The following is a 22861-nucleotide window of genomic DNA, read 5'->3' as shown; positions in this document are numbered from 1 at the left end:
CGAGCCACAGCCACGCGCGATCTCGGGTCAGAACAGCCTCCTGGTGGCGTCGCGCACCTCGCCGACGAGCTCCTCGATGATGTCCTCGAGGAACAGCAGCCCGGTCGTCTCGCCATGCTCGTCGAACGAGCGCGCGATGTGCGCGCCGGTCGAGCGCATGAGCGCGAGCGCATCCTCGACCTCGGCGTCCTGGTAGATCGAGGCGAGCTGGCGGATGCGCTTGGCCGGCACGGGCAGGTCGGCGTGCACATCGTCGGCACCCAGCACATCCTTGATGTGCACGTAGCCGTTCGGCGTGCCTTCGGCGTCGGTGACGATGTAGCGCGAGAAGCCGCGCTCGCGCACCGCCGCCTCGATGTCGGTGGGCGTTGCGCCGTCCGGCAGCGTGACGATCTCGTCGAGCGGCAGCGCCACGTCGCGCACGCGGCGCTCCGTGAACTCGAAGGTGCGGCTGATGGCCCCGGTCGGGTCGAACAGCAGCCCCTCGCGCTTCGAGGTCTCGACGATCGTCTCGACCTCGTCGATCGTGAACGCGCTCGCCGCCTCATCGACCGGCTGCACTCCGAACAGGCGGAGGATGCCGTTCGCGACCGCGTTCATGACCCAGATGATGGGCTTGAAGATGCGGGAGATCAGCACGAGCGGCGGCGCGAGCAGCAGCACAGCCTTGTCGGGCACCGTGAACGCCGCGTTCTTCGGCACCATCTCGCCCAGCACGACGTGCAGGTAGGTGACGAGCAGCAGCGCGATCACGAACGCGACGATCGAGACGGCCTCTGGCGCGAGCCCGGTCCATTCGAGCGGGCCTTCCAGCAGGTGGTGGATGGCCGGCTCGGAGACGTTGAGGATCAGCAGCGAGCAGATCGTGATGCCGAGCTGGCACATGGCGAGCATGAGCGAGACGTGCTCCATGGCCCACAGCGCCAGCTTCGCAGCGCGGTTGCCGCGATCGGCCATCGGCTCGATCTGGCTGCGCTTTGCGGAGATGACGGCGAACTCCGCGCCGACGAAGAAGGCGTTGGCTGCCAGCAGGATGAAGAGCCACATGATGCCGAGCCAGTCGTTCATCGCTCCTCCTCCTGCTCCACCGGGCGCATGATGTGTCGCACGCGATCAACGCGGCGGCCGTCGACGCGCTCGACGCGGAGCGTGCCGCTCTCGATCTCGACCGTGTCGCCGATCACCGGCAGCGTGCCGAGCTCGGCCATGATGAAGCCGCCGACGGTCTCGTACGGGCCGTCCTCCGGCACTTCGATGCGTGCACGCTCGAGCAGCTCGTCGGGGCGGAACTCACCGGGGAAGGTCGTCCAGCCCGGGCCTTGGATCACATCCACGTGCATCCGGTCGTGCTCGTCGGCGACTTCCCCAACGACCTCCTCGACCAGATCCTCGAGGGTCGCGATGCCCGCCGTGCCGCCGTACTCGTCGACGACGATCGCGAGCTGGTAGCCGCTCTCCTTCAGGTCGGAGAGCAGCGCGTCGAGATGCACCGACTCCGGCACGCGGTGGGCATCCTCGGCGATCGCGGCGACGGGCACGTCGGCCCTGCGCTCGCGCGGCACCGAGATCGCCTGCTTCACGTGCGCGATGCCGATCACCTCGTCGAGGTCGCCGTCGATGACCGGGAAGCGCGAGAAGCCGGTCTTGTGCGCGAGCGCGACAAGCTGGGCGACCGAGTCGCCTCGCTCGATCGCCTCGACGCGCGGACGCGGGGTCATGACGTCGCCCGCAGAGAGCTCCGAGAAGCGCAGCGTGCGCGAGAGCAGCGTCGCCGCATCCGCGTCGAGCGCGCCCTCCATGGCGCTGCGGCGCACGAGGGTCGCGAGCTCCTCCGCGGTGCGGGCGCCCGAGAGCTCCTCCTTGGGCTCCAGGCCGATGGAGCGCAGGATGCCGTTCGCCGAGCCGTTGAGCGCGAGCACCGCGGGCTTGAAGACCGCCGTGAACGCGCGCTGGAACGGCGTGACGCCGATGGCGGTGCCGAGCGGCTTCGCGAGCGCGAGGTTCTTGGGGACGAGCTCGCCGATGATCATCGACAGGATCGTGGCGCCGGTCATGGCGATCACGCTCGAGAGCGGCCCGGCGAAGCCCTCCTCGAGTCCCCACGAGACCAGCACGGGGGTGAGCATCCGCGAGATCGCGGGCTCCATCGTGTAGCCCGTGAGCAGCGTCGTGAGCGTGATGCCCAGCTGCGCGCTCGAGAGGTGGGTCGACGTCTGCTTGAGCGCCTTGATGGTGCCGTCGAGGCGAGCCTCGCCGCGTGCGCGGCGTGCTTCGACCTCCGAGCGGTCGAGGTTGACCAGCGCGAACTCGCTGGCCACGAAGAGGCCGGTTCCGATCGTCAGGATGACGCCCAGGGCGATGAGGATGAGATCCATCAGCCGATCGGTTCCGGCAACGGACTATGACTGTTGTCGTCGTTCACGCGAGCATCTTAGCGGCCACGGCCACGAGCATCCCCGTGCCCGACATCCATGCCGAGTCCGTCACCAGCTGACCGGCAGCGCCTTGCCCTCCTCGTAGCCGGCGGCCGACTGCACGCCGACGCGCGCGCGGTCGCGGAACTCCGGCACCGTTGACGCGCCCGCGTAGGTGAAGGAGGAGCGCACGCCGGAGGTGATCATGTCGAGCAGATCCTCGACGCTCGGTCGCTGCGGGTCGAGCAGGATCGTCGAGGAGGAGATGCCCTCGGCGAAGAGCGTCTTGCGCGCGAGCTCGTAGGCGTCGAGGCCGGCGTTGCGGTCGAGCACGGCCTTCGTCGACGCCATGCCCCACGACTCCTTGTAGAGGCGGCCGCGCTCATCGCGCTGCAGCCTGCCTGGCGCCTCGATGGTGCCGGCGAACCAGGAGCCGACCATGATGCTCGAGGCGCCCGCCGCGAGCGCAAGCGCGACGTCGCGCGGGTAGCGCACGCCGCCGTCGGCCCAGACGCGAGCGCCGAGCTCGAGCGCCGTCGCCGCGGTGTCGAGCACGGCCGAGAACTGCGGGCGGCCGACCGCCGTCATCATGCGCGTCGTGCACATGGCGCCGGGCCCCACGCCGACCTTCAGGATGGATGCCCCGGCGGCAACGAGGTCGCGCACGCCGTCGGAGGACACCACGTTGCCCGCCGCCACGGGGATCTCGTCGCCGATCGCGGCGCGCACGCTCTCGAGGGCGCGCAGCATGCCGCCCTGGTGGCCGTGCGCCGTGTCGACGACGACCACGTCGGCGCCGGCGTCGACGAGTGCCTTCGCCTTCGCCCCGGGGTCGCCGTTGATGCCGACGGCGACGGCGACGCTGAGGCGTCCGGATGGGTCGAGTGCCGGGCGGTAGATGTCGAGCCGAAGGGCGCCGAGGCGGGAGGCGACGCCGACGCAGCGGCCGTCGTCGACGACCGGCGCGACGACGACGCCCTCGCGCTCGAGCGCTGCGAACATCGTGCGGCCGTCGGCGGCGTCGGCGAGCGAGAGCACCGGCAGGTGCGAGTGCAGCAGATCGCCGAGCCGGGCATCGGGCAGCGCGGAGGCGAGGCGCTCAGCCGGAATCGCTCCCAGCAGCGTGCCGTCGTCGTGCTCGATGACGACGCAGTGGCCGGCGATCGCGGGCACGCGCTCGAGCACGTCGGCGACGACGTCGCCGGGCTTGGCGAGGTGCGGCGACTCGAGGCCGATCGGCTGCGCCTTGACCCACTCGATGGAGGCGATGGTCTGCTCGAGCGGCGGATCCTGCGTCAGCACGGCGAGCGCGCCGCGACGGGCGAGTGTCGCGGCCATGCGAGGCCCCGTGACCGAGTTCATGTTGGCCGCGACGATCGGGAGCGTCGCGGTCGTGCCGTCGTCGGGCGACAGGTCGACGCCCATGCGCGAGCCGATGTCGCTGCGGCTGGGCACCAGGAAGACGTCCGAGTAGGTGAGGTCGTGCTCGGGGACGTCGTCGATGAATCGCATGCAGCAAGGGTAATCCGGGTCAGTCCTTCGCCTGGCCCCAGTCGCCCACGATCGCGGTCTGCACGGGGAAGTCGATCGGGAAGCCGCCGAAGAGCAGCCTGCCGGCCTCCGCGGCGGCCGCCCGGATGGCCTCGGCCACCGCATCCGCGCGCTCCTCAGGCGCCTGCACGATCACCTCGTCGTGCAGGAAGCAGACGAGCGCCGCGCCCTCGACGTCTCGGATCGCGCGCCGCACGCCGGCCATCCACGCGAGCGCCCACTCCGCGGCCGTGCCCTGCACGACGAAGTTGCGCGTGAACCGCCCCCAGGCACGGGCCTGGCGGATGCCCCGCTCGTCGTCGCGCCAGCTGCCGGGCAGCGGCGACGTGCGGCCGAGCCAGGTGCGCACGCGCTCCCGCCGCTCCCCGGCACGGGCAGCCGACTCGACGATGCCCATCGCCTTCGGGTAGGCGCGGGCGAGCCGCGGGAGCACGACCGCAGACTCCCCCGTCGTGCCGCCGTAGAGCGCTCCGAGCATCCCGATCTTCGCCTGCTGCCTCGTCTCGACGACGCCTCGGTCGACGAGGCCCTGATAGAGGTCGGTGCCGCGTCCGGCCGCTGCGAGCGCCTCGTCGCGCGCGATGGCGGCGAGCGCGCGCGGCTCGAGCTGCGCCGCGTCGGCGACCACGAGCCGCATGCCCGGCTCGGCGGCGACCGCGCCGCGGATCTGCCTGGCGATCTGCATCGCACCCGAGCCCTCCGTCGCCCAACGGCCCGTCACGACGCCGCCGGGCACGTACTCGAGCGCGAGCCGACAGCGGCCGCGATCGTCGATGCGCGCCCAGCGCTGCGACCAGCTCCAGCCGTTCGCGGTGTGCAGCCGGGCGAGATGCTTGTACTCGATGAGCGGCGCGATCGCCGGATGCTCCTGCTCCTCGAGCTCCCAGCGTGAGGTCGACGCCACGTCGAGGCCCGCGCGCTTGAGCGCCTTCAGCACCTCCTGCGGCGAGTCAGGGTTGAGCGTCGGCGCCGACAGCGCATCCCGGATCTCGACCGCGAGCGCGTCCATGCGGCGCGGCCTCGCGGCCGGGCCGGCCCCGAGCGGTCGCTCGCCGAGCGCCGCCACCAGCAGGGCGTCGTGCCTGGCACGGTCGAAGGGCAGCCCCTGGCGGCTCAGCTCGACCGCGATCACGCCGCCCATCGACTCGGCCGCCGCGAGCATCCGCAGCCCCGCATCGTCGCCGATCGCCGCCTCCTGCAGCGACAGCTGCTCGGCCACGGCATCGAGCGACTCCGCCTCCGGCGCGAGCGAGAACAACCCCTCGGCATCCGTCCGCAGCGCGCGCGACCACCGCTCCTCGGCCTCGAGCCCGCGCGCCTCCGCCAGGATCCGGTGCACCAGCCGCACGTCGCGCACCCGCTCGAGCGCCACCCCGGCATCGAGCAGCGCCGGCACGATCGCCTTCGCGTCCTGCCAGACGATGCGCGCACCGGGCGCAGCCAGCCGCCTGTCGTCGGCGACGTGCGCGCTCGCGTGCACCGCCGCATCCGTCGCCCGCCCGTCGACGAGGGTCGCCACCGCGATGCGCGCGCCGCGATCGAGCGGTGCGACCCCTATGTCGATGCGCTCGGTGTCGATGCGCTCGATGTCGATGCGCTCGGCGTCGATGCGCTCGGCGTCGGTGCGTCCGGCGTCGGAGCGCACGGCATCGGAGCTCGCGTCGGCCATGACTGCACGCTAGTGGGCAGGTCCGACACCCGCCGTTCACCCGGATGCGGCACGATAGGCACTGGAGACAGCGATGACTGCGCAGGTGGTGGTGCTCAACGCGACGCTCGAGCCGATCGGCGTCGCTTCGCTGCAGCGCGCTGTCGCGTTCATCGTCAAGGAGCGCGCGCAGATCATGCTCGCCGCCGACGGCACCATCCGCTCGAACTCCGTCGAGCTGCCCGTGCCGCGCGTCGTGGTGTTCAACGACTACGTGCAGATCCCCCACACGCGGCTCTACGACCGCATGCCGTGGAGTCGCAGGGGCGTGCTCGATCGCGACCGGCGACGCTGCGCCTACTGCGGTGGCGCGGGGGCGACGATCGACCACATCCAGCCGACCTCGCGCGGCGGCGAGTCGACTTGGCTCAACACGATCACCGCGTGCGTCAAGTGCAACGGCGCCAAGGGCAGCCGCACGCCCACGGAGGCGAGCATGCCGCTGCAGTACGAGCCGCGCGTGGTGTGGCGCCGCGAGGTGATGATGCTCGCCGTCGAAGCCGCCGGCGTCGACCTGCAGGAGCTCGGCCTGGTGCGCTGACCGCTGCGCGTCGCCACTATGCTTGTTGGCAGTGTGGCCGCGGACTGCCTGCGGCATGCCCGGAGATTCGAAAGAGGCGATCGATACCGTGTCCACCCCTGCGGACGAGAACGATTTCGGAGCGAATGAGTGGCTCGTCGAAGAGCAATATCAGCTCTTCCTCAAGGACAAGGACTCGGTCGCCCGATCGTGGTGGCCCATCCTGGAGCGCTACGCAGAGCAGCGCGATGCAGGTGGGGCCGCGACCAGCATGAGCGAGGCTCCCAAGCCCGCCACGCCGAAGCCGACGGATGCCGCGCAGACGGATGCGGGGAAGGCCGACGCGGCGAAGGCCGACGCGGCGAAGGCTGGCGCTGAGAAGGCGACGCCGCCGCAGTCGGCCCCCCCAGCGGCAGCGCCTGCGCCTGCAGCCGCCTCGACCACGCCCACGAAGCCCGCTCCGCCGCGCCAGCCGACGCGCGCGCAGTCGCGCCCGGACCAGCCCGTCGACTCCGGCGAGGGCCAGCACGCGCAGGACGCCCCGCACGAGAACACCGAGGGACAGGCCGAGACTCCCGCGCCCGCGGCGAAGTCCGACGGCGGCATCGTCGCGAAAACCACGGCGCAGGCCGCACGGCCCATGCCGGTGCCGGCGGATGCGCCCACGGCAGAGGCGAAGAAGGCCGCAACTCCGGAGAAGGCCGTCGACGAGCCCGTCGTGACGACCCTCCGCGGCATGCCGAAGACGCTCGCGGCCAACATGGACAAGTCGCTCTCGATGCCGACTGCCACGAGCGTTCGCACGGTGCCGGCGAAGCTCATGATCGATCAGCGCATCGTCATCAACAACCACCTGCGCCGCACGCGCGGCGGCAAGGTGTCGTTCACGCACATCATCGGCTACGCGCTCGTCCAGGGTCTCAAGGCGTTCCCGAGCCAGAACGTCTACTACGACGTCGTCGACGGCAAGCCCGCGATGATCGCGCCGCCGCACATCAACCTCGGCATCGCGATCGACATCCCCAAGCCCGACGGCACGCGCGCGCTGCTGGTGCCGAGCATCAAGGGCTGCGAGTCGATGGACTTCTCGGAGTTCGTCGACGCCTACGAGGCCCTGGTGAAGAAGGCGCGCGCCAACAAGCTCGACGCCGGCGACTTCGCCGGCACGACCCTCTCGCTCACCAATCCGGGCGGCATCGGCACTGTGCACTCGGTGCCCCGCCTCATGCCCGGCCAGGGCTGCATCATCGGCGTCGGCGCGCTCGACTACTCCGCGGAGTTCATGGGCTCGAGCACCGAGTCGCTCGCGACCGCAGGCATCGGCAAGACGGTCACGCTGACCTCGACCTACGACCACCGCGTGATCCAGGGTGCCGGCTCCGGCGAGTTCCTGAAGATCGTGCACGGCCTGATCGTGGGCGAGCAGGACTTCTACAAGGGCATCTTCGCCGACCTGCGCATCCCCTACGAGCCCATCAAGTGGGCGACGGATGTGTCGGTGCGGGAGGCCGACGAGCTCTCGAAGCAGACGCGCGTCACGACGCTCATCAACGCCTTCCGCGTGCGCGGCCACCTGATGGCCGATATCGACCCGCTCGAGTACGTGCAGCGCACCCACCCCGACCTCGAGATCGAGCAGCACGGCCTCTCGTTCTGGGACCTCGACCGCGAGTTCGTCACCGGCGGCTTCGGCGGCAAGCGCTCCGCGCTGCTGCGCGACATCCTCGGCGTGCTGCGCGACTCGTACTGCCGCACGATCGGCGTCGAGTACATGCACATCGCCGACCCCTCGCAGCGCCAGTGGTTCCAGAGCCACCTCGAGGTGCCCTACGTCAAGCCCACGCACGACGAGCAGATGCGGATCCTGCGCAAGCTCAACGAGGCGGAGGCGTTCGAGACCTTCCTGCAGACCAAGTACGTCGGCCAGAAGCGCTTCTCGCTCGAGGGCGCGGAGTCGGCCATCGCCTTCCTCGACGCCCTGCTCGCGGGTGCCGCCGGCTCGGGCCTCGACGAGGTCGCGATCGGCATGCCGCACCGCGGCCGCCTCAACGTGCTCACCTCGATCGCAGGCAAGACCTACGGCCAGGTGTTCCAGGAGTTCGAGGGCGCTGCGGTCTTCCAGGGCTCTGGCGACGTGAAGTACCACCTGGGCAACGCCGGCGAGTTCACAGCGGCAGACGGCTCGACCGTGCCGGTGTACCTCGCCGCGAACCCCTCGCACCTCGAGGCCGTCAACGGCGTGCTCGAGGGCATCGTCCGCGCCAAGCAGGACCGCCTGGGCAACGGCGAGCACACGGTGCTCCCCGTGCTCGTGCACGGCGACGCAGCGAACGCCGGCCAGGGCGTGGTGTTCGAGACGCACCAGCTGTCGCAGCTGCGGGCCTACAAGACCGGCGGCACCGTGCACCTGGTCGTGAACAACCAGGTCGGCTTCACGACCCCGCCGTCGGAGTCGCGCTCGTCGACCTACGCGACCGACATCGCGAAGTCGATCCACGCGCCGATCCTGCACGTGAACGGCGACGACCCCGAGGCCGTCGTGCGCGTCGCGGAGCTGGCCTTCCAGTACCGCCAGGAGTTCAAGCGCGACATCGTCATCGACCTCATCTGCTACCGCCGGCGCGGGCACAACGAGGGCGACGACCCCACCATGACGCAGCCGCTCATGTACTCGCTCATCGAGCAGAAGCGCTCCGTGCGCACCCTCTACGCCGAGAACCTCGTCGGCCGCGGTGACATCACCAAGGAGGAGTACGCGTCCGCCCAGGCCGACTTCCAGGGCAAGCTCGAGCAGGCCTTCATGGAGACCCACGCCGCGGCGACGGGCTCGATGCCCGTGGTGACGCCCGAGCCCGCCGAGGTCGTGTCGGGCGAGCCCGAGACCACCGGGGTCGACGCATCCGTGATCGAGGCGATCGGTGACGCGCACGGCAACCCGCCGGAAGGCTTCAAGGTGCACCCCAAGGTGCAGCAGGTGCTCGACAAGCGCATCAAGGCGAGCCGCGAGGGCGGCGTCGACTGGGCCTTCGGCGAGCTGCTGGGCCTCGGTTCACTGCTGCTCGAGGGCACGCCGGTGCGCATGTCCGGCCAGGACACGCGGCGCGGCACCTTCGTGCAGCGCCACGCCGTCATGCACGAGCGCGACAACGGCCAGGAATGGCTGCCGCTGGCGAACCTGGGGGCCGAGCAGGGCCGCCTCTCGATCTACGACTCGCTGCTGAGCGAATACGCATCGATGGCGTTCGAGTACGGCTACTCGGTCGAGCGTCCCGACGCGCTCGTGCTGTGGGAGGCGCAGTTCGGCGACTTCGCGAACGGCGCCCAGATCGTCATCGACGAGTTCATCGCCTCCGCCGAGCAGAAGTGGAACCAGCACTCCTCGCTCGTGCTGCTGCTGCCGCACGGCTACGAGGGCGCAGGGCCCGACCACTCGTCGGCGCGCATCGAGCGCTTCCTGCAGATGGCCGCAGAGAACAACATGACGATCGCGCGCCCCTCGACGCCCGCGAACCACTTCCACCTGCTGCGTCGCCAGGCATACGCACGGCCGCGCCGACCGCTCGTCGTCTTCACCCCGAAGGCAATGCTGCGCCTGCGCGACGCGACGAGCGCCGTGGAGGACTTCACCAGCGGTCGATTCCTGCCGGTGATCGACGACCAGCAGGTGCAGGACGACGCCGCGGTGACGCGCGTGCTGCTGCACTCGGGCAAGATCCACTACGACCTCAAGGCGGAGCTTGCCAAGCGGGAGCGCAGCGACATCGCGCTCGTGCGCGTCGAGCAGCTCTACCCGCTCCCGGTCGACGAGATCAACGCCGCAGTCGACCGCTACCCGGGCGCCGAGCTCGTCTGGGTGCAGGAGGAGCCGCTGAACCAGGGCTCCTGGCCGTTCATCCACCTGGCGCTCCCCCGGCACCTGCACGGCCGCACGCTGCGCGTGATCGGCCGGCAGCAGTCGGCGAGCCCGGCGACCGGCTCGGCGAAGCGCTCCGCGCGCGAGCTCACGGCCATCCTGGAGGCCGCACTGGGCTGATCCGCGAACGGGCTCCACCGAGCCCGCGCGATGAGCCCGAACCTCAGCACTCCCTCAGCAGACAGAGATCCCCGCACCCCAAGAGGTGCGGGGATCTTTGGTTGGCTTCCCTCGCAAGTTTGCACATACTGTTACCAAACAGTGTTATCGCAATGACCGCGAGCAAGTCTCCCGGTCGACTGGGAGTGGGTGCGCAACGTGCAGAGAGCGACGCGGCCGGTGACGGCGCGCATGGCGACGCGGTGGTTCGGGGCAGCAGCAGCGGCGAGCGCGGCGACCGCCGATCGGCTGCCGACCTTCGCCCTCCCGGGAGCGCAGTCGCCTCGATCGACGCCCGCGCTCGCCCGCAGGCGCCAGTGGGAGCGCACGACGCGCGGTCGGCTGGCGCTCGCCGACACCGCCGTCGTGCTGCTGACGACAGTCATCGTGGCGATCGGCGTGCTCGGCACCGCCCCGACGCTCGAGATCGTCGCGCCGCAGCAGGTGCTCGCGGCCCCGGCCCTCACCTCGCTCGTCTGGCTCATCGCGCTGGCAGCACTGCACTCGCGCGACTCCGTGATCCTGGGCTCCGGCGCGCTCGAGTACCGCCGCGTCGTGCACGCCACCGCCCTCTCGTTCGGCCTGCTGGCGGTGCCGTGCCTCGCGACGGCCGACTGGCCCGCGATGCGGATGCAGCTACTCATCGCGCTGCCCGCGGGTCTGCTGGCGCTGCTCATCAGCCGGTGGCAGTGGCGCCGCTGGCTGCTCAGCCGCCGACGCATCGGCGAGCTGGCCTCGCGCACCATCCTGATCGGCGATCGCGAGGAGGTCGCCTACGTGCTCGAGCGGCTGGAGAGCACGCACGACCTCAGCTACCACGTGGTCGGCGCAGCCATCGCGGGCAGCACGGGCGAGCCGATGACGCTCGGCGGTCGCACCATCCCGGTGCTCGCCACGCGGGAGTCGATCGCGGCGACCGCAGAGCGCATGGGGGCAGACACCGTCATCCTGGCCAGCAATCCCGATGCCGATCCCGGCTATCTGACGCGCCTCAGCCGCCAGCTCGAGGGCACCTGCGCTCAGCTCGTGCTCTTCAGCAGGCTGACGGATGTCGCCGGCCCTCGCATCTCGTTCCGCCCGGTCGACGGCCTGCCGCTGATCCAGGTGCGCATCCCCACCTTCGACGGCGGGACGCACGTGCTCAAGCGCGCACTCGACATCGTCATCTCAGGCTTCGCGCTGCTGGCGGTCGCCGTGGTCGCCGTGCCGATCGCCACCGCGATCAAGCTCGACTCCCCCGGTCCTGTGCTGTTCCGCCAGCAGCGCGTCGGTCGTGATGGGCACACGTTCGCGATGCTGAAGTTCCGCACCATGCACGTCGACGCCGAGCAGCAGCTCGCAGCGCTGCAGGCGCAGAACGAGGGCGCCGGCCCGCTCTTCAAGATGCACGACGACCCGAGGGTGACCAGAGTGGGCCGCTTCCTGCGCGCACACTCGCTCGACGAGCTGCCGCAGTTCTGGAACGCGTTCATCGGCGAGATGAGCGTGGTCGGCCCGCGCCCGCCGCTGCCCGACGAGGCCACCACCTACGACGGCGTGGTCGTGCGCAGGCTCTACCTGAAGCCCGGCATCACCGGGCTGTGGCAGATCAGCGGTCGCAGCGATCTCAGCTGGGATCAGAGCGTGCGGCTCGACCTCCGCTACGTCGAGAACTGGTCGGTGATGCAGGACCTCATGATCATCGTCCGCACCGCGCGCGTCGTCCTGCGCCCATCCGGCGCCTACTGAGGAGCTCCCATGCGCATCGCCATGCTCGGCACCCGCGGCGTGCCCGCCGCCTACGGCGGCTTCGAGACCGCCGTCGAGGAGATCGGCTCCCGCCTCGCCGCCCGCGGTCATGAGGTCGTCGTCTACGGCGACCGCACGCATCCGGACGTCTCCGAGCACCTCGGCATGCGGGTCGTGCACCTGCCGTCGCTGCCCGTGAAGCAGCTCGAGACCCTCAGCCGCTCCGGGTTCGCCACGCTGCATGCCCTCGCCGGCGCCAAGCCAGACGTCGCCTTCGTCTTCAACGCAGCCAACGCCCCCTACGTATCGCTGCTGCGGGCGCGCGGGATCCCCGTCGCCGTGCACGTCGACGGGCTTGAGTGGCGGCGAGCGAAGTGGGGCGGCGCGGGCCGCGCCTACTACCGCTGGGCGGAGGCGCGCTCGGTGCGCACTGCCGACGCGCTCATCGCCGATGCGCCAGGCATCGCCGAGTACTACGCGGCCGAGTTCGGCGCGCCGACCGAGCTGATCCGCTATGGCGCCCCGGTGCTCCACAGCTGCAGCACCGCGCCGCTCACGGCCCTCGGCCTCGAGCCCGCGCGCTTCCACCTCGTCGTGGCGCGCTTCGAGCCCGAGAACCACGTGCTGGAGATCGTCGAGGGCTACCGCCGCAGCGGATCGACGCTGCCGCTCGCCGTCGTCGGCTCCGCCCCCTACAGCGCCGACTACACCCGTGCGGTGCGCGACGCTGCCGCGGGCGACGACCGCATCCGCCTGCTCGGCGGCGTCTGGGATCAGTCGCTGCTCGACGCGCTCTACGCGCATGCCTACACCTACGTGCACGGCCACTCGGTCGGCGGCACCAACCCCTCGCTGCTGCGCGCCATGGGCGCCGGCACCGCCACGATCGCCTGGGATGTGGGCTTCAATCGCGAGGTGCTCGCCGACGACGCGTGGGCCTTCGACAGCCCCGAGCAGCTCGCGGCGATCCTCGCAGAGGCGGAGGCTGACGAGCCGCTCGTCATCGCCAGGGGCCTGCGCTCGCGCGAGCGCGCGTCGCGCGTCTTCCGCTGGGACGACGTCGCCGACGACTACGAACGGCTCGCGAGCGAGATCGCTGCGGGCGCGTCGATCCACAGAACGAGCAAGACCGCCAGGAGGACAGTGCAGAATGCGAGGTGAGACCCCGAGAGAGGCGGCGCGATGACGCTCCACGAGTACGCCACTGCACTGCTCAAGCACTGGTTGGTCATCGTCGTGCTGGCACTGCTGGGCGCGGCCGCGGGCTACGGGGTGTCGCAGTTCATGGACGAGCGCTACCGCTCCGAGACGACGGTCATGATCAGCCCGGCACGCGGCGACAGCACGAGCGAGCTCGTGCAGGGGTCGAACTACGTGCAGAGCGTGGTGCAGACCTACGCGGTGCTCGCCCGCTCCCCCGTGGTGCTGCAGCCGGTCATCGACGAGCTCGGCCTCGACGAGACCGCGACGAGGCTCGCGGCGCGCACGGATGTGGAGGCGCCGCTGAACACGATGGTGATCGAGATCGGCGTGACGGATGCGACGGCCGATGCCGCGCAGGCGGCCGCCGATGCGATCGCGGCAGAGTTCGCCGATGCCGTGGCAGAGACCTCGCCAGAGGGCGCTGACGGGCAGCCCGCCGTGCGCGTGTCGGTGATCTCCCCCGCGCGGGCGCCCCTGTCGGCCATCGCCCCGAACACCCGCATGAACACGGTGCTGGGCGGGGCGGCCGGGCTCGCCCTCGGCGTGCTCGCCGCGCTCGCGCTGCGCCGCTTCGGCGGGCGCCTCGGCAGCCTCGACGACCTTGACGAGGCCGTCGACGCCCCGGTGCTGGGCGCGATCGGCCGTGCGAGCGGCGGCGTCGTCGAGGCGCTGCGCGAGCATCCGGCCGGCAGGGTCGCGGAGTCGGTGCGGCAGACGACGGCCGCCCTCAAGTTCGTCGACATGGATCACGAGCACCGGGTGCTCATCGTGACGAGCGCCGGGGCGGGTGAGGGCAAGTCCTCGACGTGCGTCGGGCTCGCGCTGACGCTCGCGGAGGTCGGCAGCCGGGTGCTGCTGGTCGAGGCCGACCTGCGCAGGCCGACGATCGCGCGGATGACGGGCATCGAGGGCGCGGTCGGCCTGACGACCGTGCTGGTCGGCGATGCGACGCTCGCGGAGGCGGCGCAGTCCTGGGGGCACGAGCGGCTCCACGTGCTGCCGAGCGGTCCGAAGCCGCCCAATGCCGGGCAGCTGCTGACGAGTGCGCGCCTGCGTGCCGTGCTCGACCAGGCGCGCGCCGACTACGAGTACGTCATCATCGACACGCCTCCGGTCGGGGCGGTGAGCGATGCCCTGTGGCTCGCACCGGCCGCCGACGCGGCGATCCTGGTGGCGCGCGCCGACCGCACGCGGCGCGACGCGCTGCGCAGGGCCATCGCCGCGATCGACGGCACCCCCGCTCCCGTGCTGGGCGTGGTGCTCAACGGCGTCGCGCTCGCGCGCGGCCCGTACGACCAGCGCGAAGGATGAGCTCCCTCCTCGCCCTCGCCGCCAAGGCGGCGACGATGGCGATCTCGCTCGTGTGCGGTGTGCTCACGACGAGGCTGATCCTGGGCGAGGCCGGCGTCGAGCACTACGCGCTCTACGCCCTGCTGACCGTGCTGCCGTCGCTGCTGGCCTTCACCGACCTCGGCGCGGGCGCCGTGATCGTCAATGGGGTCGCGACGAGCGACGACCCACGCGGCGACCCGCAGCTGACGGCGCAGCTCACCTCGGTGGGGCGCATCGTCGTCGGCTTCGCTGCGGTGCTGATGCTCGTCAACACGCTGCTGCTCGTGACCGGCGGCTGGAACGTCGCGCTCGGCGACGCGGGCGGCCTGCCGAACGCGGGCGTCGCCGCCTGGGCCTGCCTGACGGTGTTCTGCCTCGGCATCCCGGTCGGCATCTGGGTGCGGATCATGCTGGGGCTCCGCCGCAACCACATCGTGATCCTGCTGCAGGGCCTGATCTCGCCGCTCACGCTGCTGGGCGTCTTCCTGCTCACCCGCATGCCGGAGGGCGAGGGGCACGGCTTCCTCGCCATCGCCTCCTACGCCGCATCCTTCGTCGTCAGCGCCATCGGTCTCGCGCTCACCTGGCGCAGCACATCCCCCCTCATCCCGCGCGCGGCCGCGATGGTGCCGCATCCCCGCAGGCACCCGGGCGTGCGGGTGATGGATGTGGGCTGGCCGATGCTCGCGCAGCTGATCTCGTACCCGATCGCCGTCAGCACGCAGCGCTACGTGCTTGCGCAGTCGGGCGATGCCGCACAGGTCGCGGAGTACGGCGTGGTGGCGCAGGTCTTCCTGGCCCTGAACGGGCTCGTGCTGGCGGCGGGGCTCGCGCTCTGGCCGATCTACTCGCGCAAGCGGCACCTGGGCGAGCTGCGCCGCGGGCCGGCGCCCATGGCGTGGCTGTTCGCGGGCTCCGTCGCCGTCGCGACCGCGCTCGTCTGGCTGCTCGAGGATCCGATCTTCGCCTTCATCACCGACGGCCAGATCGACGTCTCGGGGTTCACCGTGCTCGCGTTCGGCCTGATGGTCACCTGTGTCGCGGGCGTCTACCCGCTCGGCATGTTCATCATGGACAAGCCCGGCATCCGCTTCCAGGTCGTGCCGACGCTCTCGATGGCGCTCGGCAGCCTGGCGCTCTCGATCTGGCTCGCGCCCGTGCTCGGTGCGCCCGGACCCCCGCTCGGCAATGCGGTGGCGCTGCTCGTGTGCCAGATCGTGCCGTTCTCGATCTACATCGCGCGGCATCGCGAGCGGCTCACGGCGAAGCAGACGCAGGATGCCTGAGGTCGTCGGCGCCGTCGGCTCGAGCGCACGACCGTGCGGGAGTGCCGAGCGCTCAGCGCAGCGCGGCGAAGGCCGAGATCGACGCGTCCCAGGCGCCGCCGAGCAGCCAGTCGGTGATGCGCACGTAGCGCTCCACGTAGTCGGCCTGCGTCAATCCGCGCTGCTCGCCCGCGCCCGCTTCCGGAGCCGGCACGCCGCCCGCGACGGCGTCCTCGAGGGCGCGCGCCAGCGCATCCGCATCCCCCGGCTCCACCAGCCGCGCGGTGCCGTCGACGTAGTCGTCGAGACCGCCGGTGCGCGAGACGACCAGCGGCCGGCCGGCACCCAGCGCCTCGATGCAGCTCGTGGTGCCGGAGGCGTGGCGATTGTGTCGCAGCGGCACGACGACGCAGCTCGCCTCCCGCATCGATGCCGTCAGGCTCTCGCGGGTCGCAGAGCGCACGCGCTCGACGTTGGCCGGCCAATCGATCTCGCCTGCTGCGCGACTGGTCGAGACGACGCGGAAGCGCAGCCTCGGCAGCCGTGCCGCGACGGTGGCGAGCAGCGCCCAGTCGCGGTCGATGTCGTTGCCGACCGCCAGCACGAGCGGCGGCTGCGCGGCGGATTCGGCTCGCACGCTCGGCAGCGCCTGCGTGCCGAACGGCACCAGCTCGGCGCGGCGGCCCGGCACCGCGGCCCGGGCATCCTGGAGGTTGATGCGCGAGTGCACGACCTCGATCGCGTGCCGGCGGAGCTGCCTGGCGATCCATCGCCGGCGCCAGGGCGCGATGCGGGGCCAGGCGTCCCACAGCCACACCGACTGCGCGAGCACGGGCGGGCCGGCGCCGCGGAGCACCGCTGCGACGGCGAGGTGCTCCCGCTCGGTGTGCGTCCACACGGCGTCGGCGCCGCGCAGCAGCGCGCGGTTGCGCCAGATGTGCACGAGGTCGAAGCCGAGCCGGGCGGCGAGCGCGCGGCGGACGCGGGAGACCGAGGCGGACTCGGGATGCGAGCGGGTCCAGGCCAGGTCGAACCGGTCGGCGGCTCGGTGGTAGCCGTAGGGCGTCGCGTCGAGCACCTCGCCGCGCGCATGCCGCTCGCGCCAGCGCTCGACGTCCTGGTCGTAGGACAGCGCGACCACGATGCGCGGCATCACGCTCATCGCTCGCTTGCCCGTGGCATCATGGCGCCATCATAGAAGCGCATCGAGCGCCCGACCGAGGAGAGCCCATGCAGGCGCCCACCGCTCGCGTCGCGCTGATCACCATCGCGGTGCCGGCGCTCGCGGCGGCCGCGGCGGGCGTGCGCCTGCTGGTGATGCCGGGCATCAGCGTGGCCCTCATCGTCGCCGTCGTGCTCGCACCGGTCTGGCTCGGCGCCCTCACGCGCTACCGCTGGACGCGCGCGCTGCTTGTGCTCGGGCTGCTCGCGGCGGCCTGGGGCGCGCTGCTCTCGGTGCTCGAGACCGCACGTCCCACCGGCACGACCCTGATGCTCAACCAGACAGGGCAGCTGCTCGCGCTGATCGGCGGCGCCGGGCTGCTGCTGTGGGCGCGGACCAGCATCGGCAGCGGCTGGACCACGACCGCCTTCGGCGTCGGCACGCTCGTGAACGCGCTGCTGATGGGACCGCATCCGGCCAACCCCTGGAAGTACTCGCTCGCGATCCCGATCTCCCTCATCGTGCTCGGCCTGTCGATGCATTGGCGCAGTCGGATCCTGCCCATCGTGGTGCTCGCCGGCCTGGCTGCAGCATCGGCGGCGTCGGACTCCCGCTCTATGACGTCGTTCCTGCTGCTCGCGGCGGCTGCGCTGCTGTGGCAGTCCTTCGCACCCAGCCCTGGCGCGAGGCCGAACGCAGGGCAGACGCTCGTGTGGCTGGCCGTCGCCGGCCTTGCGGCCTTCATGCTGCTGCAGGCGCTCATCCTCGACGGTGTCCTCGGCCAAGCCGCGGCGCAGCGCTCCGAGGCGCAGCTGGACACCTCCGGCTCGCTCCTGACCGGCGGTAGGCCGGAGCTCGGCGCCGCGATCGCGCTCATCGGCGCCGAGCCGCTCGGCTACGGTTCCGGCACTCGCCCGGTCTCGAGCGACGTGTGGCTGGCGAAGTCCGGCATGGATCTGCTGGGCTACAACCCCAACAACGGCTACGTCGAGGTCTTCATGTTCGGCGGTCACTTCGAGGTCCACTCCGTGCTCGGCGACCTGTGGGTGTGGTTCGGACCGCTCGGGGCGGCCGTCGCCATCCTCGTCGCAGCGACCGGCCTCTTCGGCACCGCTTCTGCGCTCGCGCGCCGCACCGCGAACGGTCCGCTCGTGCTGCTCACGATGCTGGGGCTGTGGGACGTGCTCTTCAGCCCGATGCTCACCTCGTACAGCACGCTCGCGCTGCTGTTCGCGCTTGCGGCGCTGCCGGCGGTCACGGCACCGGGGGTGGCGCAAGGCCTCAGCCCTGCGTCACCACCCAGCGGTCGAACCTGAGCACCTGCGTCGGGTTGGTCGAGACCGAGCTGAGCGCCGCGCGGATGCCGAGGAAGCCTGCGGCCTGCATGGCCGCCGTGCCGTCGGTCGACGAGGCCGTCCAGCCGCTCGGCTCGGGCGAGCCGTCGAGCCAGACCGCTGCCCGCACCGTCGTCGGGCTGGTCCCTGTCACCTGCAGCCGAACGTGCAGGTCTGCGCCCGCGGTGTAGGTCTGGGGCAGCAGCACGTTGCCGCCGGGCAGGATCGTCTGATCGCGCATCAGGTAGACGCGGATCAGCCCGTTCGGCTCGAGCCGCACGCGCGTCGAGTAGTACGAGGAGCCGACCTGTCGCCCGATCACGTCGATGCTCATCGTGCCGCCCGCCGACGCCTGGTCGGAGGACAGCGTGACCTCGACCTGGTTGCTCGTGCCGGTGATGCCGGCCATGCGGGCCTCGCGGGTCTGCGTCGGAGCCAGGGCGATGGCACCTTCCCCGCCGCTCACCGAGAACGCCGCCGTGCCGCCCAGCGCCGCCCATGCCGGACCGACCTCTGGCGTGCCCCATGCGCTGCTGGCCGTTCGCGTGAAGCTGTCGAACGAGACCGCGCCGGGCGGCACCGGGGCGCCGGCGGTGACGGCGCGCGTCACCTGCGCCGTCGCGCCCTCGTCGTCCGTGACCGTGAGGGTGACGTCGTACTCGCCGTCAGCCGCATACGTCCTGCTCGTGGTGGCACCGGTGCCGGTCGAGCCGTCACCGAAGCTCCACGCGTAGGAGGCGATCGATCCGTCCGGGTCGGTGCTGCCGCCCGCGTCGAACGAGACGGTCATGCCCGACTCGGCAGCGGTGAACGCCGCGGTCGGCGCCTGGTTCGGCGCGACGATCGTGACCGACTCGGTGTCGACCGCGGTCGCGCCCCGGTCGTCGGTCACGGTCAGCTCGATCGTGTAGTCGCCGCCGGCGGCGTAGTCGTGCGTCGCGGTGGCGCCGCTGGCCGTCTCGCCGTCGCCGAAGTCCCACGCGTAGGACGCGATCGCCCCGTCCGGGTCGCTCGAGCCGCTGCCGCTGACCTCGACCGACATGCCGTCGACCGATGCCGTCGCGACGGCTGTCGGCGCGGCGTTCGGGCCCTGCACCGTGACCTCCTCGGTCGCCGTGCCCGTGACGCCCTCCGCATCCGTCACCGTGAGCGTCACCGTGTAGGTGCCGCCGCCGGCGTAGGCGTGCGTCGGGGTCGCGCCGGTGCCGTCGTCACCGTCGCCGAAGTCCCACGCGTAGCTCGCGATCGTCCCGTCGGGGTCGGAGGAGGCGGATGCGTCGAAGTCGACGCTCAGGCCCGTGACGTCGGTCGTGAAGTCGGCCGTCGGCGCCTGGTTGGCGGCTCCCTCGGTGGCGAGCTCGTAGTGCTCGCGCACCTGGTTGGCCGTGAGCGGAGCGCTGTACACCGCGACCTCGTCGAGCGAGCCCACCCAGAACGGGTCGCCGACCCAGGTGGTGTCGCCGCCGAGCCGCCAGTAGCCGGTGTAGGCCTCGGCGGTCGCGATCGAGTTCGAGCCGATGAGCTGGCCGTCGACGTAGAGCTGCATCCCGCTCGGCGACTGCTGCCCGACCACGTGGTGCCACGTGCCGTCGTTGTAGGCGGCGGGAGTCTGCAGCACCTGCGCGCTGCCGCTCCAGATGCCGAACTGCAGCTGGCCGCCCGGCGTCATCATGATGTGCCGGTCGTACTGCGAGGAGGCGTTCGTCGCCGTGCTGTTGCTGGTGCCGAAGCCGACGAGCTTGCCGCCGCGAGTCGAGCTGGTGCGGAACCACGTCTCGACCGAGAACGACGTCGGGCTCTGCATCGAGCTCGCGCTCGCCACGATCTGCCGGTTGCTCCAGGTGCCAAGGATGTTGCGCGACGACGCGAAGCCGACCGCCGTGTTCGCGACGCCGTCGAGCGCGCCCGCCTGGCCGTAGCCGAACTGGGCGCTGCCTGCCCGCAGGTAGGAGCCGGCGAGCCCGTTCGGCCCGGCGTCCCGTGCGACCGTGCCGCTCGCCTCACCCAGGCGCCAGTAGAGCGTCGGGTCGTGGCTGAACACGGATGCGCCGTAGGCGTCGGCGGGAGCGGTCGGGATCGTGGAGGCGCGGCCGGAGGCGACGCGGTGCCCGTCGACCTCGGCGCGGGTCAGCACCCGGTCGTAGATGGCGACGTCGGCGATCGAGCCGCTCAGGAACCGCGCGTTGACGTTGGGCCAGCCGTCGATGTTGTCGCCGCCGACGCGCCAGTAGCCGTCGTACGGCTGCGCCGAGGTCGTATCAGCACGGGTGCCGACACGGGCGCCGTCGACGAAGAGCGTCATGCCGCCGGATCCCAGGGTGCCGACGACGTGGTGCCACTGGCCGTCGTTGTAGCCGGAACCGCTCTGCAGCACCCGCACCTGCCCCGGGTGGACGCCCCAGGTGATGGTGCCGTTGCCGGAGAGATAGATGTGCCGGTCATAGCTGGCTGAGGTGCCCGTCGGGGTGTTGCCGAAGCCGACGATCTTGCCGCCCTGCGTGCTGGTGGTGCGGAACCACGCCTCCACGGAGAGCTCCTGCGCGGCAGACTCCAGCGCACGCGTGCTGCCGTACGAGTTCGTCGCGCCGGTGAACGTGGTCGCTCGCGTCGAGCCATCGGTCGCCTGACCCGCGGCGGTGCGGCCGGTGTTGGCCGTCAGCGTCAGGTCGGTGCCGCCCATCCAGTCGAGCCCCGTCGTTCCGCTCGTCTCGCCCAGCGGCCAGTAGTGCAGGGGGTCATCGTCGAGCACGTCGAGCGCATAGGCCGGCGTCGTGCCGGCGGCGGCGATCGTCACGCTCGTCCAGTCGGACTGCGTCCAGTTGCCGTCCGCGTCGGAGACCCGCACGCGGTAGCTGTAGCTCTGCCCCGACTCGACAGTGGTGTCCGAGTAGCGCAGGAACGGGCGCTTCCAGTAGGTCGACGACTCGGTGACCGTGTGCAGCGGTGCGCTCACGCCCTGCCGGTAGACCTCGTAGGTCAGCGCTGCGCTGTCGGCGTCGTAGTTCGCCTGCCAGCCGATGCGCGCCTCCCCCTCGCGGAACGAGGTGGTGCTGATCGGGTAGAGACCGCCCTGGATGCTCGGCCCGATGTCGTTCGGGGCGACGTCACGAGGCGCGAATCGCACCAGGCCCTGCTGCCGGATGCCGTTGATGGAGGTGAACTCGCCGCCGTAGAGCACGTAGTCACCGGCGGAGGCCACGCTCCACCCAGCCTGGTCGATGCCCGACACCGAGCCGGTGCCCCAGATCGGGTACCAGTGCAGCAGCTTCGCTGCCGGGTTGCCGGTGAAGCTGCGGTAGCCCCAGATGTCGGGAGTGATGGCGTTGCCGCTGGGCTCGGCGTCGAACGCGAGCGAGTGGTTGAGGTACCAGGGGTCGAGCTGCGGGAACTCGCCGATGTTGCCGCAGTAGTGGGTGTGCGCGGCGGTGTAGAGGATGCCGTTGTGCGGCGCGACCGAGTAGGTGTCGCCGTGGCAGTCCTCCATCCAGATCATCGTGCCGTCTGCCCAGCTCGCCCGGAAGGCACCTTCGAAGTCGTCCTGCTGCTTGTTGCCGCCGAAGTCGTAGCCGGAGCCGTAGACGCTCGTGCTGTCGGCGGCGAGCGAGTAGATGGCGGCGTTGGTGCCGCCGTTGCGCAGCACGCTGTTGACGGCCCACGGCAGGCTCGCGCCCGTCTGCGCGTCGAGTGCAGCCATGCCCCGACCGGGGTTGTCGGAGCCGTTCGTGGTGAGGAAGGAGCCTCCCGCGACCACCTTCGAGCCGTCCGGCGAGACGACGACGGCGCGAGCGAGATAGCCGCCCGTGTGCACCGGGTTGAACGGCAGCAGCGCGCCGGTGGTGGCGTGCACGGCGGCGACACCGGTGCGCGTGGCGTTGGCGACGTTCGTGAACTGCCCGGCGACGTACACGGCCGAACCGGTCGTCGCGAGGCCGAACACGGTCGAGTTCGTGCCGGGTCGCCAGTTCGGCAGCAGCGCACCGGTCGCCACGTTGAACGCTGCGAGGCGGTAGCGGGCCTGGCCGTTGACCGCGGTGAAGGCGCCGCCGATGTAGAGGGTCGCGCCATCGGGCGAGGTCGCGGCGGCCATGATGCGGCCGTTGACCTGCGGTGCGAACGAGCCGTCGAGCACACCGGTCGTGAGGTTGTAGGAGAGCAGGTTCGATCGCGGCGTCAGCTGCGTGCCCGGGTTGGCTCCGGCTGGCCTGGCGTTCGAGAACTGTCCGCCGGCGAAGACCCGGTTGCCCGCGACGGCCTGCGCGTAGACGATGCCATCGATCTGCACGGTGGGCAGCGGATCGGAGCTGACGGGCTCACCGACCGCCGCGACGGCCTCCTCGACCGCCGGCGCTGGCAGCACCGGCGCGGCCGACGACGGGGGTGCCGCCAGCTGATTGCCGATGAGCAGGGTCGCCGATGCGACGATCGCGATGCCGATCTGGCCGAGTCTTGCGACGCGTGATCCCGGTGTCCGGAATCCGGCCTCTGCTTGTGATGCCACAGTGCAGCTCCCCGTTGACGGTCCGCCGTAGGGCGGGCACCTGACCGCACGTCATCGCACGGCCTGGGGTCACT

At 71.3% G+C, this 22861-nt stretch carries 13 protein-coding genes; 7 read left to right on the top strand and 6 right to left on the bottom strand.

The genetic code is table 11. The annotated features are described in order from the left end of the window. Positions 1 to 27: 27 nt before the first annotated feature. From MKD51_RS07175 to MKD51_RS07160, 4 genes are all read right to left on the bottom strand, one after another. Entirely contained in the window at positions 28 to 1068 is a 1041-nt protein-coding gene (locus tag MKD51_RS07175; protein WP_240239650.1) for a hemolysin family protein, read from the bottom strand. Then, positions 1065 to 2375, bottom strand: a complete 1311-nt coding sequence (locus MKD51_RS07170; protein WP_240239649.1) for a hemolysin family protein — start codon at positions 2373 to 2375, stop codon at positions 1065 to 1067. The genes MKD51_RS07175 and MKD51_RS07170 overlap by 4 nt, the downstream gene beginning before the upstream one ends. Before the next feature lie 108 nt (positions 2376 to 2483). Further along, complete coding sequence (locus MKD51_RS07165; RefSeq protein ID WP_240239648.1) at positions 2484 to 3926, bottom strand: GuaB1 family IMP dehydrogenase-related protein; 1443 nt, start codon at positions 3924 to 3926, stop codon at positions 2484 to 2486. A gap of 19 nt (positions 3927 to 3945) precedes the next feature. Next, a complete protein-coding gene (locus tag MKD51_RS07160; protein WP_240239647.1) occupies positions 3946 to 5634 on the bottom strand; it encodes a bifunctional 3'-5' exonuclease/DNA polymerase in 1689 nt (562 codons plus the stop codon). 73 nt (positions 5635 to 5707) lie between these two features. Between MKD51_RS07160 and MKD51_RS07155 the strand changes: the two genes are divergently transcribed. The 6 genes from MKD51_RS07155 to MKD51_RS07130 all read left to right on the top strand — a co-directional run bounded on the left by MKD51_RS07155 (position 5708) and on the right by MKD51_RS07130 (position 15814). Next, positions 5708 to 6214, top strand: coding sequence for an HNH endonuclease (locus MKD51_RS07155; RefSeq protein WP_240239646.1), 507 nt, complete (start codon positions 5708 to 5710; stop codon positions 6212 to 6214). An 88-nt stretch (positions 6215 to 6302) separates the two neighbouring features. Further along, a complete protein-coding gene (locus tag MKD51_RS07150; RefSeq protein WP_240239645.1) occupies positions 6303 to 10226 on the top strand; it encodes a multifunctional oxoglutarate decarboxylase/oxoglutarate dehydrogenase thiamine pyrophosphate-binding subunit/dihydrolipoyllysine-residue succinyltransferase subunit in 3924 nt (1307 codons plus the stop codon). 231 nt (positions 10227 to 10457) lie between these two features. Continuing rightward, the gene (locus MKD51_RS07145; protein ID WP_240239644.1) at positions 10458 to 11993 is read left to right on the top strand and encodes a sugar transferase; all 1536 of its coding nucleotides are present in this window, start codon (positions 10458 to 10460) and stop codon (positions 11991 to 11993) included. 9 nt (positions 11994 to 12002) lie between these two features. Next, complete coding sequence (locus MKD51_RS07140) at positions 12003 to 13154, top strand: glycosyltransferase (protein ID WP_240239643.1); 1152 nt, start codon at positions 12003 to 12005, stop codon at positions 13152 to 13154. Between the two features lie 21 nt (positions 13155 to 13175). Further along, a complete protein-coding gene (locus MKD51_RS07135) occupies positions 13176 to 14507 on the top strand; it encodes a polysaccharide biosynthesis tyrosine autokinase (protein WP_240239642.1) in 1332 nt (443 codons plus the stop codon). Beyond that, positions 14504 to 15814, top strand: a complete 1311-nt coding sequence (locus tag MKD51_RS07130) for an oligosaccharide flippase family protein (protein WP_240239641.1) — start codon at positions 14504 to 14506, stop codon at positions 15812 to 15814. The genes MKD51_RS07135 and MKD51_RS07130 overlap by 4 nt, the downstream gene beginning before the upstream one ends. Positions 15815 to 15866: 52 nt before the next feature. Here the strand turns inward: MKD51_RS07130 and MKD51_RS07125 are convergent, their stop codons facing one another. After that, positions 15867 to 16955, bottom strand: a complete 1089-nt coding sequence (locus MKD51_RS07125; protein ID WP_240239640.1) for a glycosyltransferase — start codon at positions 16953 to 16955, stop codon at positions 15867 to 15869. 68 nt (positions 16956 to 17023) lie between these two features. Between MKD51_RS07125 and MKD51_RS07120 the strand changes: the two genes are divergently transcribed. Then, the gene (locus MKD51_RS07120) at positions 17024 to 18271 is read left to right on the top strand and encodes a hypothetical protein (protein ID WP_240239639.1); all 1248 of its coding nucleotides are present in this window, start codon (positions 17024 to 17026) and stop codon (positions 18269 to 18271) included. Here the strand turns inward: MKD51_RS07120 and MKD51_RS16315 are convergent. Then, positions 18237 to 22787, bottom strand: coding sequence for a LamG domain-containing protein (locus MKD51_RS16315; protein ID WP_240239638.1), 4551 nt, complete (start codon positions 22785 to 22787; stop codon positions 18237 to 18239). The two genes, MKD51_RS07120 and MKD51_RS16315, sit on opposite strands and share 35 nt — an antisense overlap. Between the last annotated feature and the right edge of the window lie 74 nt (positions 22788 to 22861).

The organism is Agrococcus sp. ARC_14 (assembly GCF_022436485.1).
Classification (GTDB): Bacteria; Actinomycetota; Actinomycetes; order Actinomycetales; family Microbacteriaceae; genus Agrococcus.
Note: the sequence above shows the minus strand (reverse complement) of the source record. Positions and strands in the feature narration are given on the sequence as shown.